Source organism: Methanocalculus chunghsingensis (assembly GCF_018132105.1).
Lineage (GTDB): Archaea > Halobacteriota > Methanomicrobia > Methanomicrobiales > Methanocorpusculaceae > Methanocalculus > Methanocalculus chunghsingensis.
Window position 1 is genome coordinate 1 of sequence record NZ_JWHL01000014.1, and the last position, 15,196, is coordinate 15,196.

Sequence of the window (15,196 nt, forward strand, 5' to 3'; positions counted from 1 at the left end):
CACTCGCAGGAAGCCCCCTGCACAAGCGGGGGGTAGTTCACGAAGATATAGATTGCTATAACTCTGATTATTCGATGGAATCAAAAACAATGTGTACACGGTAAGAAGGCTCTTATGGTAGAATGGATGACATAGTATTGTTATGGCAGCGGTAACGACCATATCAGTATCTATCGAGACAGAAGAGATGCTTCGGAGAGCAGGCGAAGAAGGTGAGAGTTATGATGCCATCATACGGAGGCTTCTCTGCGAAGTGCACTGGAAAAGCCTGAATGAACGCTGGAATACCATACTGGAAAAAGATGAATTCATTCCTCTTGATGCACTGTGACGTATGCGGTCCTGGTTTCACGAACTTTTCAAAAGCAATTTCAGATACTGGGTGAGGACGCCCGCAACCGAATACGAAACTCATTAAAAGATTTGGCACCGGATCCATTTACTCCCCGTTCCGGCCTTGATATAAAGATCCTTACAGACTCCCATCCAAAAAAATATCGTCTCAGGGTTGGCGAGTACCGTATTATTTATGCCGTCGATAGCTCTTCAGTCAGGATTATTGAAATATTTAGACGGGGCAGAGAGTACCGATGACAGACCAGCACCACAACATTCTGGAGGCTCACCTCCTCCATCAGAGATGAAGGGAAGACTTTTCAGGCACAGGAACAACCATCTCATCCTCCGGGAAAGGAAGAGTTTCCAGAGATGGCCGGGAGATCCTTGCGTTTGGGCGGATGATGTAGACGGAATGGCAAGACCCATTATATATAATAACCATCAAAAGCATTCCTTATGCGAAATCGCCTCATTATACAAGGAGGAGTCATCCTCCTCCTCCTTCTTCTTGTATCCGGCTGCACAGGTGCTTCTGAGCAGGTTGACGAAGAACAGACATTTGATGAGATGGTGGCTTTTGTACAAAATGCCTTTGAATATGCTGTGGTTCATGGGAAGGATGAGGCAGTCAGGGCCTTCAATGATCCTGAGGGAGAGTTCATACAGGGCGAACTCTATATCTTTGCCTATGAGGAGGACGGACGAACCCTTGCCCTCCCATTCCAGCCAGAGCTGATCGGTACCAGTCGATATGATCACCAGGATGCAGAGGGAAAATATTTTATCAGGGAGATCATCGAAGCAGGTCGGTCGGGCGGCGATGTTGTCAGATACCTCTATCCGGATCCCTCCAGAGACTTTGCAACCGAACCAAAGCTGAGCTATGTGATGCCCGGGGGTGAAGGATGGGTGCTTGGATCGGGCATTTACTCAGAAGATGAACCCGGGATTCCGGATCAGGCTGTCAGGGAGGCACTGAGAAGATTCGTCATGGATGCGGCAGAATATGCAGAGGATGTGGGCAGGGATGAGGCACTTCGTACCTTCAATGATCAAACCGGTCCATTTGTCCGAGGCGATCTGTATATCCATGCCCTTGATATGAATGGGATTGCTCTCGCCCTTCCACACCAGCCCGAACTGATCGGGACGAGTATGATCGATCTCCAGGACTCACATGGAGTCAATGTTACAAAAGTTGAGATAGGGCTTGTACAAATCGGTGGAGGGTTCATCTATTATGACTATCCGGACCCGTCACACGGCATGGAAGAGCGGCGAAAGATGGCGTATGTCACAAAGGTCGATGATGACTGGTGGATTGGTGCCGGGATCTACCTGACAGGGAAGAGCACCATCGGATCTGAAGCTGTAATGATGGGAGAGAACGCCCGGCTCAAAGAGGAGATCCGGAATCGACTTGCCGCATTTGATCAGGATGTCGCGGATACCGCCCGCCACATTGAAGTAGTCGGGATGGACGATCCCTCAACGGAAGAGGTACTCGCCTATGCTGCAGGCTCGCAGGCGTCCGTGATCGATGTCGTCGTTTACGATGCCGATGGGATAATTACAGCTGTCCAGCCCCCGGAGTTTGCTTCATCTATCGGGATAGATATCTCAGCACAATCACATATCCAGAGAGTATTACAGGCGGGAGAACCAACTCTCTCACCCCTCTTCCTGTCAGTGGAGGGACCAGATGCAGTATCCATTGCCTACCCTCTCAGAAGCCCGGACAATGAGATCATTGGGGGAATATCAGCCATATTCGCCCCGGATATCTTCATCTCCGAGGTTTTGGAGGGAGCAGAGGTCATTGAGCCCTATTCGGTGATGGTGATCCAGACCGATTCTGTCATCCTCTATTCTCCGGACGATGCAGAGATTGGCGAGAAACTCTTCTCAGAGGACGGGGTTGGGATCTCTGCTGATCATACAGAATTCCTCAATCGAATCGGCAATGAGGCGAGAGGAGCTGCCATCATCAACAGTTCAGCCATCTGGCACCACATTGTCTGGGAGACCGTCTCACTCCATGGAACCGACTGGCGGGTTATGGTAATTACGGAGAGATGAGGTCTCCCTGCCATCCGGACGACACATTTCCTTTTTTATGATCTTCCCTTTCTCCGTACAGCGACTTCTGTACTCTGCCCGATGGTTTTTATAACACGGGAAGCCGGATGAGATGGGCGAACAGATAGACGGAGCAGCCGACTCTCTCCGCATATTCCGGAGCCAGAGCCCGTCATCAGAACCATCTCACCCCTCCTCCAATTGGATCTCCCAGGTCTGAAAGACTCTCGAGAAGGGGGGGGCGCCTCAACTCCATTCCTCTTCACTTTCACCCCCCGCTCCCGATCCTTATGAGGCTATCTGACGGAATACTCAATAATCAGTGCCCTGGAGCGTCTTGACGAGGGGCTTCCTCCTGCAGGAGGATGGAGTGGAGATCTGCTCAAGGCATTGAGGATACAGGAGCGATCAAGGGAGTTGGAAACAATCACAGATTCAGATCACCCATATAAACGCCTCTTCAGCCACAAAGAGATGATGGCAGACCTCATCTCCGGGTTTCTTGATCCCGGATTTGCTGCTGCCTGTGACGTTACGACACTGAAGCGGTGTAATGGCAGCTATGTGACCGATGATCTCAGGGAGCGCGAGGATGATCTCATCTGGAGCGTGAGATATGGGGATCGGACCCTGATCATCTATCTCTTAATCGAGTTTCAATCCACACCCGATCCGACGATGCCGATCCGGATCATGTCCTATATGGCGCTCCTCTGGCAGGATCTGATACGGACAGGAAAACACTCTGTACGAAAACAATTGCCTGGGATACTTCCGATCGTCCTCTATAATGGCGAGAGTCCATGGAATGTACCGGATGATATCGGTGCAGCCATCCTGATGCCCGACCCCGTTCTCCGGTTCAGGCCGTCAGTCCCGTATCTTGTTGTTGATGAGCTGCGGCTGACAATGCATCATCTCGACGAGACGAGAAACCTTGCAGCCAGCCTCTTTGGTCTGGAGCAGTCATCCAAAACTTCGGATCTCTTCCTGCTCGGCCAGCGGCTGAACGCATGGATGAGTACGAATCCGGATCTCGATCCTCTGCGCCGGGATTTTTCGCTATTCTTTGAGAATACCTTAAAGACAGATAACAATAAACCACTACCAAATCCGTTTTGTGGGGAGACTATGCTAGCAGAAAAGGTAAAACGATGGACCGCTGAGCTGAAGGCAGAAGGAAAGGCAGAAGGGAAGGCGGAAGGAATAGCTGAGGGGCAGCGAAGACTCCTGAAGAGGATGAAGGCGTTTGGGATGCCCATCAGTGAGATCGCAGAGATCACCGGACTGCCCGAGGAAGAGATCCGCCACCTTATCTGACAGACAGTTAATCCGGGCTCTGCCCCCGCACTCTTTTACATGATTCAGTTGGCCAGAGATTCCCTTCTGACCAGGACCAGTGGAGATTTCTGATTTTGCCAGGGGGGGTTCACTTTGAAGAAGCCGGGCCATTCGTAGTGCCAGAGACTCTGGCTGTGACTCTGGCTGTGACTCTGGCTGTGACTCTGGCTGTGACTCTGGCTGTGACTGAGCATCTCTTCTGTATCCCATACCAGATCGTGGGAAGATAATTGAAAACCAGTGCTCAGACGTATCAATCTTCGGTTCATCCATATCATATTCTATGCAGAGCTGCTGAATGCGACGGGGTGAGGCTCACCCCCTCACACCTTGTCAGCACGACGGCCTGCCCGCACATTTCCAAGTGATGTCTGCAACACCTGGTTGCAGTTCTCAAGGAGTGGCGGGCCATGCCCGAAGTATATCGCCCTGACATCCCGCTGGCAGATGTCTGCGAGAGCTTGGATAAAACCCTCCTCATAGGTCCCGCCCCTGGACCGGATGACGAGCGGGGTATCGCCTGCAAATAAGACCCCGTCCTCTTCGCAGAAGAAGCATATCGAGTCATGGCTGTGGCCGGGGGTATGGATCACCTCAAAGATCCGATCACCCGCCTTCAGCCGTTCGCCACCTCTGACGACGGTATCAACACCTTCAAGGTGGCCGGAGAAGGCATAGACGACCGGGCAGAAGAGCTCCCTGATCCTCGGAAGGAGGGAGGCATGATCATAGTGGGAATGGGTGATGATCACCTGGTCGAGTTTCCGCTTCCCGACACCGGTTGAGGCGGCATGGATCGCCTCGATGATCGCCGGATCCCTCCCAGTATCGATGAGGGTATTTCGGGTATCCAGTGAACACCATGTTCCGGTGATGAGGTAGGCGTTGGATGTGTATATGCTGCTTTTTTCTGTCAGATTATAGATCTTCATATCAGCCAGACACCCTGTTTGGGATATTCCTTTTCACCTCTTCCGGGCAGTGCCGGAAGAGATGACTCCCTGCATTTCACCACAATCCGATATTATAGAGGTATCTTTCTGAAGACCTGGGCATTTGAGACGACCGGTTCAAAGAGATCGCCACACTCGGAGGGCAGCTTCTGCGTCTGTTCGGTCAGGAAGAAGCCTCCATCAGCGAGGCTCTCGTAAAACATCCGGATGACGTTTATCCGCTCTTCCTCGGTGAAGTGTAGGAGGACATTTTTACAGGAGATGAGCGAGATATTGGTTCTCACCGGCTGGAGGGTGAGAAGATTATGCCGCTGGTAGGTGAGCCGCTTTCGTATCTCCTCAGCAATGATGAAGTTCCCTGGTTTCTCAGGATCAGGAGTGAAGTACCTGCTGAAATACTCTTTTGGCATCCGTTTCAGTTCCTGCTCAGGATAGCTTCCCTTTGAGATGATGGCATCAAAGAGGTTTGAGTGGTCGATATCTGTTGCCAGAATGCGGACATTCCGAAATATCATCGACCCCATATTCTCCTTTAATAGAATCGCAATGGTATAGGGCTCCTGGCCCATTGCGCATCCTGCACTCCATACATCAATAGTCCTCCGGCCCTTCAGTGTGGGGAGGATATGATCGGCGATCACCTCCAGCGTCTGGAGATCCCTGAAAAAATATGTAAATGCCATTGTTGTATCTCCTTATCATATGGTATCCGAATGGATATCCTGTTTTGGTCAGGTTCAGGAAGGGATCGTACCAGGAATCCGGATGATGAAGGTGCTCCCTTCTCCCGGCGAGCTCTGAAGAGTAATATCTCCTCCATGGAGCTGTAGATACCGTTGTGCAAGCGGCAGGCCAAGGCCAAGCCGGTTATATTCCCGTGAGAGGGCATTCAGATCTGCGATATGAAACGGCTCAAAGATCTTCTTCTGTGCCTCCGGATCGATCCCGATGCCGTTATCGATAACCCTGATATAGTGTGATGTAGGATCTTCTTCATATCGGATGGAGACCTGCCGGGGCGGTTCATTGTACCGGACCGCGTTTCCGATGATGCTTGCGAATACCTGATAAAGGAGACCCGGATCACCCGGCAGAAGGGCATGGCAGGGGATATCATTGTGAACCTCTGCCTGAGCCCGGTGATCTGATCCCCGGATAATATTCTCAATGAAGTCATGAAGGGGGATGCTCTCATAGGATGGAATGACCTTCCCCGAGTCGAGGAGGGAGAGTTCGAGGATACGATCGATGATCCTCCTTTCATGATCTATGTTCTGCTGGCAGTGTTTCAGCATCGTCACCACATCGCCTGAGAGGCCAAATCCTTTGGGATCGGAGGTGAGGAGGCTGAGGTACCCGAGTGCCGGCTGAAGCGGGGTCCGGAGCTCATGAGAGGCGACCATCACAAAATCTGACTTGCGTTCGATCTCTTCCTTCAGCGCCTGCTGGGTGATGACCAGCTCCTCAAGCTGTGACCGCGTCTCTTCCTCTGCCGCGGATAATTTCTCGTTCATCTCCAGCAGAGCTGTATTGGTATGGGAGAGCTCCTCATTCATCTCCTCAAGGCATGCCTCAATCCCACGCGACTTCTCTGCAAGAACGGTGATGACGATTCCAATGGCGATGAAGAGGAGAACCCGGATCAGCCCGTCATTGAGGTAGGCGAGGCCCGCATACAGAAGGAGCATCCCAAGATAGACGAAGGAGAGGATGATGGAGAAGAGGAGGCCGCGCCTGAAGAAGAAGACACAGGCGAGGATGATCGGGATATAGAAGAGATTCTGGAATATAATATAGACCCCGGACGAGAGAGAGATCACTCCGACGACGAGGGAGAGGACAGTGGTGAGGAGGACAGTCCCAAGACGGAGCTGGCTATCAGTCAGCCGAATCATCAGGCTCCTCCACCTGATCGGAGGGATGCAGGATTCCCGCCTTTTGTGACAAACATACGGTTCCCTCTCATCTGAACCGGAAGAAGGAATCCGGAGGGGGGAAACATACTATTTATTTGGTTATTCATGAATAAAAATGATACCGGATAATGAGTGAGATCAGCGGAGAGGGAAGTCCGGGGGTTGGGGGGAAGACCCTCCTCTTTCTCTCCAGGTATGAGATCACTCCCTGAGCATCTCACCAAGGAGCTGCTTGATATCGATCCAGATGACGAGATCAGTTGCCTCTTTATCCTTCGCCTGGTTTTTCTTCTTGATGATCCCAAGGATACAGGAGTCATCATCCGAATCCACCGCCCCGGTTCTGTCAACCTGGTTCGTCTCGAAGGTTGAGACCGAGAGAACATCATCGACCATGATCCCAACCTTCTTCTTCGTGATATTCTCATCAAGGACGATGATCCGGGACTCCTCCTCAGCCCGGTTCGACCCGATGATATTCAGGCGGGCCTTGAGATCGATGATCGTGGTGATCTCGCCACGGAGATCGATGATCCCCTTGATATAGGAGGGGGAGTTGGGGAGGGCGGAGATTCGCGTGTACTCCACCACCTCGCGGACCTCAAAGAGGTCAATGGCGAAGGTCTCATCCCCGAGGACGAACTCCACAACCTGGATGGAGCCGTTTGAACGCATCCCGTCCTCACCTTCTGCTTCACGTACCATTACCCTGCACCTACTTTGCCAGCTTGAACTTCTGGTTTGCCTGAAGTGTCTTGTTTGCAACTTCACTGACGTTCTCGATCATCTTTGCGACCTCGTCGATGCCGGCCGATGCCTCTTCGGTTGCGGCGGCGGCATCGCCTGCCTCACGGGCGTTCTCCTCGATGAGACCGGTCACCTCATGGACACTGGCGGTGATCTCCTCGACGGTTGCCGCCTGCTCTTCTGCGGCACTTGCAACCTCCTCGATTGCACGGGAGATCTTCTCGACCGAATCGACGATCTGGTTGAAGGCCTTGATCGTCTGCTCCATCTGGTCAGATCCGGCTTCGACGGCGGTGTTGGCGGTTCCCATCGCATCGACGGCACGCTTCGCCTTCGTCTGGAGTTCACCGATCATGCTTGCGATGCTCTCGGCGGATGAACCCGACTCTTGTGCGAGCGATTTGACCTCGGCGGCGACGACGGCAAACCCACGGCCTGCATCACCGGCCCGGGCCGCCTCGATAGCGGCATTGAGGGCGAGGAGGTTCGTCTGGTTCGAGATATCAGCGATGAGGCCGACGATCTTTCCAATCTGGTTCATCTGGTCGTTGATATCCTTGATGATGGCATCAACATCAGAAGCTGATGTGCTGATCTCGCCAATCCCCTTCTCGGCGGCGGCGGCAAGTTTTGCACCCTCTTTCGACTGATCATCGGCGTTTCGTGCAAGCGATGCAACTGATTCCGCATTCGAGGTGACCTCCTCGACGGCGGCGGAGAGATCCTCCATCGCACGGAGGACCTGCCGGGCACCGTTGTTCGCCTTCTCGGAGTTCTCACTGACCCGTCCGGTATTCCGGGCAACCTGCTGTGAACCGGAGGAGATCTCCTCAACACTGGCGTTTGCCTCTTCCGAGATGGCGGCAAGCTCCTCCATCAGCCGGGAGACATCAGCAATAGCGAGGGAGACCTGGGTGCTCGTGTTGTTCATCGCCTTCTTCAGTCTCTCCATATCCCCGCGAGCGGTGACATCCTCAGAGAACCGGGTGCTGAAGTCTGCATTGGCAAAGGCATCGGCGAGCCGGATCACTTCATTCACCGGCTGGACGACGGCATCGAGGGTCTTGTTTAAGCCATCGATGACCTTCCGGTAATCGCCGTGATGCTTCGATGCATCGGCACGGGTGGCAAGTTTCCCTTCAACAGCGGCATCTGCAAGCAGGTTTGCATCGGCAATCAGCATGTTGATTGCATCGATGCACTTGTTGACGCTGACCTTCATCTGGTTGTAATCACCGGCAAATTCAGCGGTAATCTTCTCAGGGATGTCACCATTGCTGATGCGGTTGACCGAGTCAGCCATCCCGTTGAGCGGTCTGACGACGGCATCAAGGGTATTGTTCAGGCCGTCGATGACCTTCTTAAAGTCACCCTGGTGTCTGGATCCATCCGCACGAACAGAGAGATTTCCTTCGACGGCACCAGCGGCAAGATAGTTTGCATCTTCCACCAGGAGATCGACCGCATCGATACACTTGTTGAGGTTGTTCTTGATCTCGTTGAAGTCGCCTTTGTACTCGTCGGTGATCTTCTCCGGGATGTCACCACTGCTGATCCGGTCGACATATTCGGCAGCGACATTGAGCGGCCCGATGACCGCATCGAGGGTATCATTCACACCATCTACAATTGTACGGAAATCTCCCTGATGCTTCGTTGCATCAGCACGGGTATCCAGCCGCCCTTCAACAGCAGCCTCTACAAGCATGTTGGCATCCCCGACAAGGAGATTAACCGCATCGATACACTTATTGAGGTTGTTCTTGATCTCGTTGAAGTCACCTTTGTATTCGTCGTTTATCTTCTCCGGGATATCACCGTTGCTGATCCGGTCGACATATTCGGCAGCGACATTGAGCGGCCCGATGACCGCATCGAGGGTATCATTGACACCTTCAACAATCGCTCGGAAATCACCCTGGTGCTTCGTCGCATCGGCACGGGTATCCAGCCGCCCTTCAACAGCAGCCTCTACAAGAACATTTGCATCCCCGACAAGGAGATCGACCGCATCGATACACTTGTTGAGGTTGTTCTTGATCTCGTTGAAGTCGCCTTTGTACTCGTCGGTGATCTTCTCAGGAACATCACCGTTGCTGATACGCTCGACGTACTCGGCAGCAACATTCAGTGGACCGATGACCGAGTCGAGGGTCTCATTGACGCCCCCGATGATTCTGCCATAATCACCTTTGAACTGGCCGGCATCACCACGGACATCAAGCCTCCCTTCAGCGGCGGCAGCACTGATCGTATTCATCTCACTGCCGAACCGCTGGATCGTCGTGACGACATCCCCAAATGCACGTGCAACCTGTCCGATCTCATCCCCGCTTCCATCGACCTGAACAGTGCCGGAGAGGTCGCCGTCGGTGACACGCCTGCCGAGGGCGACGAGCTCATCCATCCTGCGGGCGATTGAACGGCCAAAGAAGATCGCGATACCGCCGCCGATGATGATGGCACCGATCACAATGGCAAGGATCGCATTTCTGATCTCATCGATCGGCCCGGTGAAGTCTGCCCAGTCGGCACCGGCAACGATGTACCAGTCGAGATCAGGGTAATAGGTAAACGAGCTGATCTTGTCATCACCCTCCCAGTTGTACCTGATAACTCCATCCCTCTCTGCGAGGATCTCCCGGGCAAAGTCGTACTGTGCCAGGCTCTGGCCCTGCATCGTCGGGTGGATCAGAAGGGTGCCGGTGCTGTCCATGACATACATATATCCGGTCTGGCCGACGACGGCATCCCTGATATTCTGCTGAATGACTCCAAGGGTTGCCTCTTCAGGAATCCCGACAAAGAGAATACCGATGACCGCTCCCTGTGCGTTCCTGATCGGCTCATATGCAGTGATATAGTTAACGCCAACGACATTGGCAGTTCCATAGAAGGTCTCCCCACGCGAGACGACAGCGGTATAGACCTCCTGTGATACCGGGGTTCCAACAACACGCCTGCCATCCGCACCGAAGACCGAGGTGGATACCCGGATCGCCTGGTTGCCCTGCACCTGGAAGATGGTTGCAGCAGCACCATCAAGCTGATTTGAGAGGCTGTCGACGAGTTGATGATTATCATTGACAACATAAACCTGCCCTGCTGCATTAACAAGGACAAGCTGCCCGTCCCGGATCTCCGGAGTCCCCTGAGCATTAAAATTATAGCGGAGGACGTTCAGGCCTCCCCGGACCAGCTGCATCGTCAGGGTATAGACACTCTCCGTCTCCTGTCGCGTATCCTGAACCATGAGGGCAAACTGCGTTTCAACCTGTTCCTCGATCGCCCCGCTTGCAGAATTATAAGCGACGATACCAAGGAGCACCGTCGGCAGGATGACGAGTGCGATACAGATGACCAGAATCTTCGTCCCGATCTTCATGTTTCTAAAGCCTGCTAGTACACCATTTGACATAACCACACCTCCACCATCAGACCCACTGGAATACCCGGATTCCGGATGGGTTGATTGTATGTATCATTAAAGACCCGTTGATCAGCCAATCTACGGGAACTTATTATTTCATTGGAATTCTGATCTCCTCGCCAAAAAACTGATGGATTACGAACCAGAGCAGATCAGACGAGGATAACAAAACAATACCTATAATACATCCTAAGATAAAAAAGTTATTTTAAATTATATTTTATTTATAATTATTATATAAATAAAATAGATAGGGAGATATAGATTACTCTAAGATTATAAAAAAGGAATAATTTCCTGGAGATATACTATCCCCACAGGCGGTTCTGCTTCAGCCCGCTATTCGGAGAGCATCTCACCAAGGAGCTGTTTGATATCGATCCAGATGACGAGATCGGTCGCATCCCGATCCTTTCCCTGAGCCTTCTTCTTGATGATCCCAAGAATACACGAGTCATCATCCGAATCGACCGCCCCGGTCTGATCGACATGGCTCATCTCGAAGGTCGAGACCGAGAGGACATCATCGACCATGATCCCGACCTTCTTCTTTGTGATATTCTCGTCAAGGACGATGATCCGGGATTCCTCCTCGGCACGGCTCGATCCGATGATGTTCAGCCGGGCCTTGAGATCGATGATGGTGGTGATCTCGCCACGGAGATCGATGATCCCCTTGATGTAGGAGGGAGAGTTGGGGAGGGCGGAGATCCGCGTGTACTCCACCACCTCACGGACCTCGAAGAGGTCGATGGCGAAGGTTTCATCGCCGAGGACGAACTCAACGACCTGGATTGACCCGTTTGCACCCGCCTCCAGCTCATTCTCTGTTCTTGCAGACATTGTCGCACACCTACTTCGCCAGCTTGAACTTCTGGTTCATCTGGAGCGTCTTGTTGGCAACATCGCTGACATTCTCGATCATCCTTGTAATCTCATCGATGCTTGCCGATGCCTCTTCGGTCGCGGCGGCGGCATCGCCTGCCTCACGGGCATTCTCCTCGATGAGACCGGTCACCTCATGGACACTGGCGGTGATCTCCTCGACGGTTGCCGCCTGCTCTTCTGCGGCACTTGCAACCTCCTCGATTGCACGGGAGATCTTCTCGACCGAATCGACGATCTGGTTGAAGGCCTTGATCGTCTGCTCCATCTGGTCAGAACCGGCTTCGACGGCGGTGTTGGCGGTTCCCATCGCATCGACGGCACGCTTCGCCTTCGTCTGGAGTTCACCGATCATGCTTGCGATGCTCTCGGCGGATGAACCCGACTCTTGTGCGAGCGATTTGACCTCGGCGGCGACGACGGCAAACCCACGGCCTGCATCGCCGGCCCGGGCCGCCTCGATAGCGGCATTGAGGGCGAGGAGGTTCGTCTGGTTCGAGATATCAGCGATGAGGCCGACGATCTTTCCGATCTGGTTCATCTGGTCGTTGATATCCTTGATGATGGCATCAACATCCGAGGCAGAGGTGCTGATCTCACCGATACCCTTCTCGGCGGCGGCGGCAAGTTTTGCACCCTCTTTCGACTGTTCATCGGCATTCCGGGCAATTGCAGCGACCGATTCGGCATTCGAGGTGACCTCCTCGACGGCGGCGGAGAGATCCTCCATCGCACGGAGGACCTGCCTGGCACCGTTGTTCGCCTTCTCGGAGTTCTCACTCACCTTTCCGGTATTCCGGGCGACCTGCTGTGAACCGGAGGCGACCTCCTCTACACCGGCACTCGCCTCTTCGGAGGTTGCGGCAAGCTCCTCCATCATCCGGGAGACATCGGCGACGGCAAGGGAGATCTGGGTGCTGACGTTGTTCATCGCGTTCTTCAGCTTCTCAAGATCACCACGGGCGTTGACATCCTCAGAGAACCGGGTGCTGAAGTCGGCGTTTGCAAAGGAGTCTGCAAGCCGGATCACCTCGTTTACAGGGGTAATGACCGCATCAAGGGTGTTATTGACACCTGCCACGATCTTTCTGAAATCGCCCTGATGTTTCGTTGCATCGGCACGGGTGGCAAGCTTTCCATCAACGGCAGCCTTTGCGAGCATCTCTGCATCAGCTACAAGAAGGTTCACGGCATTGATGCACTTGTTCAGATTGTTCTTGATCTCGTTGAAGTCACCTTTATATTCGTCGGTTATCTTCTCCGGGATGTCACCGTTGCTGATCCGATCAACATATTCGGCAGCAACATTAAGAGGGCCGATGACGGCATCAAGGGTATCATTCACACCTTCAACAATCGCTCGGAAATCACCCTGGTGCTTCGTCGCATCGGCACGGGTATCCAGCCGACCTTCAACAGCAGCCTCAACAAGAACATTTGCATCCCCGACAAGGAGATTAACCGCATCGATACATTTGTTGAGGTTGTTCTTGATCTCGTTGAAGTCACCGTTATAGGTGTCTGTGATCTTTTCAGGAATGTCACCGTTGCTGATCCGATTGACATATTTGGCAGCAACATTGAGCGGCCCGATGACCGAGTCGAGGGTCTCATTCACACCTGCCACGATCTTTCTGAAATCACCCTGGTGTTTCGTCGCATCGGCACGGGTGGCGAGCATTCCATCCACTGCCGCCTTTGCGAGCATATCTGCATCTGCTACAAGAAGGTCCACGGCATTGATGCACTTGTTCAGATTATTCTTGATCTCGTTGAAGTCACCTTTGTATTCATCGGTTATCTTCTCCGGGATGTCACCGTTGCTGATACGTTCGACATACTCGGCAGCCATATTCAGGGGACCGACAACTGCATTGAGGGTCTCATTCACACCTTCAACAATTGCTCGGAAATCACCCTGGTGCTTCGTCGCATCGGCACGGGTATCCAGCCGCCCTTCAACAGCAGCCTCAACAAGCATATTGGCATCCCGGACAAGGAGATCAACCGCATCAATACACTTGTTGAGGTTGTTCTTGATCTCGTTGAAGTCGCCTTTGTACTCATCGGTGATCTTCTCAGGAACATCACCGTTGCTGATACGCTCGACGTACTCGGCAGCAACATTCAGTGGACCGATGACCGAGTCGAGGGTCTCATTGACGCCCCCGATGATTCTGCCATAATCACCTTTGAACTGGCCGGCATCACCACGGACATCGAGCCTCCCTTCAGCGGCGGCAGCACTGATCGTATTCATCTCACTGCCGAACCGCTGGATCGTCGTGACGACATCGCCAAACGCACTTGCTACCTGTCCGATCTCATCCCCGCTTCCATCGACCTTGACGGTGCCGGAGAGGTCGCCGTCGGTGACACGCCTGCCGAGGGCGACGAGCTCATCCATTCTTCGGGCGATTGAACGGCCAAAGAAGATCGCGATACCGCCGCCGATGATGATGGCACCGATCACAATGGCAAGGATCGCATTTCTGATCTCATCGATCGGTCCGGTGAAGTCGGCAACATCCGCAGCTCCGACAACATGCCAGTCAAGGGGCGCAAAATACGCAAACCCGGCAATCCGGTCCACTCCATTCCATTGATAATGGATGACGCCTTCGCCCTGACTGATTATCCTCTTGATAAAGTCCTCATTTCCAAGATTGTCACCTTCGATGGTTGGATGGACCAGGAGAGTTCCTTGAGAATTGACGACAAAGACGTATCCGTTCTCACCAATAACAGTCCGCCGGATCTCCTCCTTGAGAACACCAAGGGACGTCTCTTCAGGAATACCGACGAAGAGGATACCAATGATCGCACCACCCGGTCCACGGATCGGTTCATATACGGTGATATACTCTCTACCGACGACATTGGCAGTCCCATAAAAGGTCTCGCCACGCGAGACGACAGCAGTATAGACATCCTGTGCCACAGGTGTCCCGACGACACGCCTGCCATCTGCCCCGTAAATCGAGGTGGAGACCCGGATCGCCTGGTTGCCCTGCACCTGGAAGATCGTCGCAGCCGCGCCATCAAACTGTCTGGCGAGGCCATCGACGACCTCGTGGTTATCATTGACGATATAGACCTGCCCTCCGGCATTCACAAGCACCAATTGGCCGTCCCGGATCTCCGGTGTACCATGACTGTTGAAGTTATATCTGAGGACATTCAGCCCTGACTGCACCAGCTCCATCGTCAGGGTATAGACTCCGTCAGCCATACCTTCGATATCGTGCGATTGAACTGTCAGCCGTCTCTCAATCTGATCTTCAACCGCCCCGCTCGCCGAATTATATGCGACGACACCAAGGAGCGTCGTCGGAATGATGACGAGCGCCATACATATGATAAGGATCTTCGTCCCCATCTTCATGTTTCGAAATGTTCCAGTAATCCCCTGTGACATGGATCTCTTCCCTCTCATTGCGATGGTGGTGCATGACCAGCGGGGGTGGGGGATTCGATCTGAAGCTCCCGGAGACCTGTCGCCCATC

The 15,196-nt window shown here is 53.1% G+C and carries 11 protein-coding genes; 4 read left to right on the forward strand and 7 right to left on the reverse strand.

The window, feature by feature from the left end; all coding sequences use genetic code 11:
* Positions 1-142 precede the first annotated feature (142 nt).
* From RJ53_RS08660 to RJ53_RS08675, 4 genes are all read left to right on the forward strand, one after another.
* A complete protein-coding gene (locus RJ53_RS08660) occupies positions 143-331 on the forward strand; it encodes a hypothetical protein (protein ID WP_211531228.1) in 189 nt (62 codons plus the stop codon).
* The gene (locus tag RJ53_RS11920; RefSeq protein WP_211531229.1) at positions 328-594 is read left to right on the forward strand and encodes a type II toxin-antitoxin system RelE family toxin; all 267 of its coding nucleotides are present in this window, start codon (positions 328-330) and stop codon (positions 592-594) included. Before RJ53_RS08660 ends, RJ53_RS11920 begins: the two co-directional genes overlap by 4 nt.
* Positions 595-795: 201 nt before the next feature.
* Complete coding sequence (locus tag RJ53_RS08670; protein WP_211531230.1) at positions 796-2,418, forward strand: cache domain-containing protein; 1,623 nt, start codon at positions 796-798, stop codon at positions 2,416-2,418.
* Between the two features lie 417 nt (positions 2,419-2,835).
* On the forward strand, positions 2,836-3,738 hold the full coding sequence (locus RJ53_RS08675) for an Rpn family recombination-promoting nuclease/putative transposase (RefSeq protein ID WP_281412439.1): 903 nt from the start codon (positions 2,836-2,838) through the stop codon (positions 3,736-3,738).
* A gap of 344 nt (positions 3,739-4,082) precedes the next feature.
* Here the strand turns inward: RJ53_RS08675 and RJ53_RS08680 are convergent, their stop codons facing one another.
* The 7 genes from RJ53_RS08680 to RJ53_RS08710 all read right to left on the reverse strand — a co-directional run bounded on the left by RJ53_RS08680 (position 4,083) and on the right by RJ53_RS08710 (position 15,108).
* Positions 4,083-4,691, reverse strand: a complete 609-nt coding sequence (locus RJ53_RS08680; protein WP_211531231.1) for an MBL fold metallo-hydrolase — start codon at positions 4,689-4,691, stop codon at positions 4,083-4,085.
* Between the two features lie 92 nt (positions 4,692-4,783).
* A complete protein-coding gene (locus RJ53_RS08685) occupies positions 4,784-5,395 on the reverse strand; it encodes a CheR family methyltransferase (RefSeq protein ID WP_211531232.1) in 612 nt (203 codons plus the stop codon).
* Between the two features lie 54 nt (positions 5,396-5,449).
* Positions 5,450-6,607: a sensor histidine kinase gene (locus RJ53_RS08690; RefSeq protein ID WP_211531233.1), complete on the reverse strand. Its 1,158-nt coding sequence runs from the start codon at positions 6,605-6,607 to the stop codon at positions 5,450-5,452.
* Between the two features lie 222 nt (positions 6,608-6,829).
* Positions 6,830-7,333, reverse strand: a complete 504-nt coding sequence (locus tag RJ53_RS08695) for a chemotaxis protein CheW (RefSeq protein ID WP_211531234.1) — start codon at positions 7,331-7,333, stop codon at positions 6,830-6,832.
* 10 nt (positions 7,334-7,343) lie between these two features.
* Positions 7,344-10,793, reverse strand: a complete 3,450-nt coding sequence (locus tag RJ53_RS08700; protein ID WP_211531235.1) for a Cache 3/Cache 2 fusion domain-containing protein — start codon at positions 10,791-10,793, stop codon at positions 7,344-7,346.
* 351 nt (positions 10,794-11,144) lie between these two features.
* On the reverse strand, positions 11,145-11,648 hold the full coding sequence (locus RJ53_RS08705; RefSeq protein WP_211531236.1) for a chemotaxis protein CheW: 504 nt from the start codon (positions 11,646-11,648) through the stop codon (positions 11,145-11,147).
* Positions 11,649-11,658: 10 nt separating this feature from the next.
* Positions 11,659-15,108 (reverse strand): Cache 3/Cache 2 fusion domain-containing protein, encoded by a 3,450-nt coding sequence (locus tag RJ53_RS08710; RefSeq protein WP_211531237.1) that lies wholly within the window; start codon positions 15,106-15,108, stop codon positions 11,659-11,661.
* Positions 15,109-15,196: the final 88 nt, after the last annotated feature.

Coding starts and splice junctions, on each gene's coding strand:
- RJ53_RS08660 (WP_211531228.1), top strand. CDS start 143: ATGGCAGCGGTAACGACCATATCAGTATCTATCGAGACAGAAGAGATG.
- RJ53_RS08670 (WP_211531230.1), top strand. CDS start 796: ATGCGAAATCGCCTCATTATACAAGGAGGAGTCATCCTCCTCCTCCTT.
- RJ53_RS08680 (WP_211531231.1), bottom strand. CDS start 4,691: ATGAAGATCTATAATCTGACAGAAAAAAGCAGCATATACACATCCAAC.
- RJ53_RS08685 (WP_211531232.1), bottom strand. CDS start 5,395: ATGGCATTTACATATTTTTTCAGGGATCTCCAGACGCTGGAGGTGATC.
- RJ53_RS08690 (WP_211531233.1), bottom strand. CDS start 6,607: ATGATTCGGCTGACTGATAGCCAGCTCCGTCTTGGGACTGTCCTCCTC.
- RJ53_RS08695 (WP_211531234.1), bottom strand. CDS start 7,333: ATGGTACGTGAAGCAGAAGGTGAGGACGGGATGCGTTCAAACGGCTCC.
- RJ53_RS08700 (WP_211531235.1), bottom strand. CDS start 10,793: ATGTCAAATGGTGTACTAGCAGGCTTTAGAAACATGAAGATCGGGACG.
- RJ53_RS08705 (WP_211531236.1), bottom strand. CDS start 11,648: ATGTCTGCAAGAACAGAGAATGAGCTGGAGGCGGGTGCAAACGGGTCA.
- RJ53_RS08710 (WP_211531237.1), bottom strand. CDS start 15,108: ATGTCACAGGGGATTACTGGAACATTTCGAAACATGAAGATGGGGACG.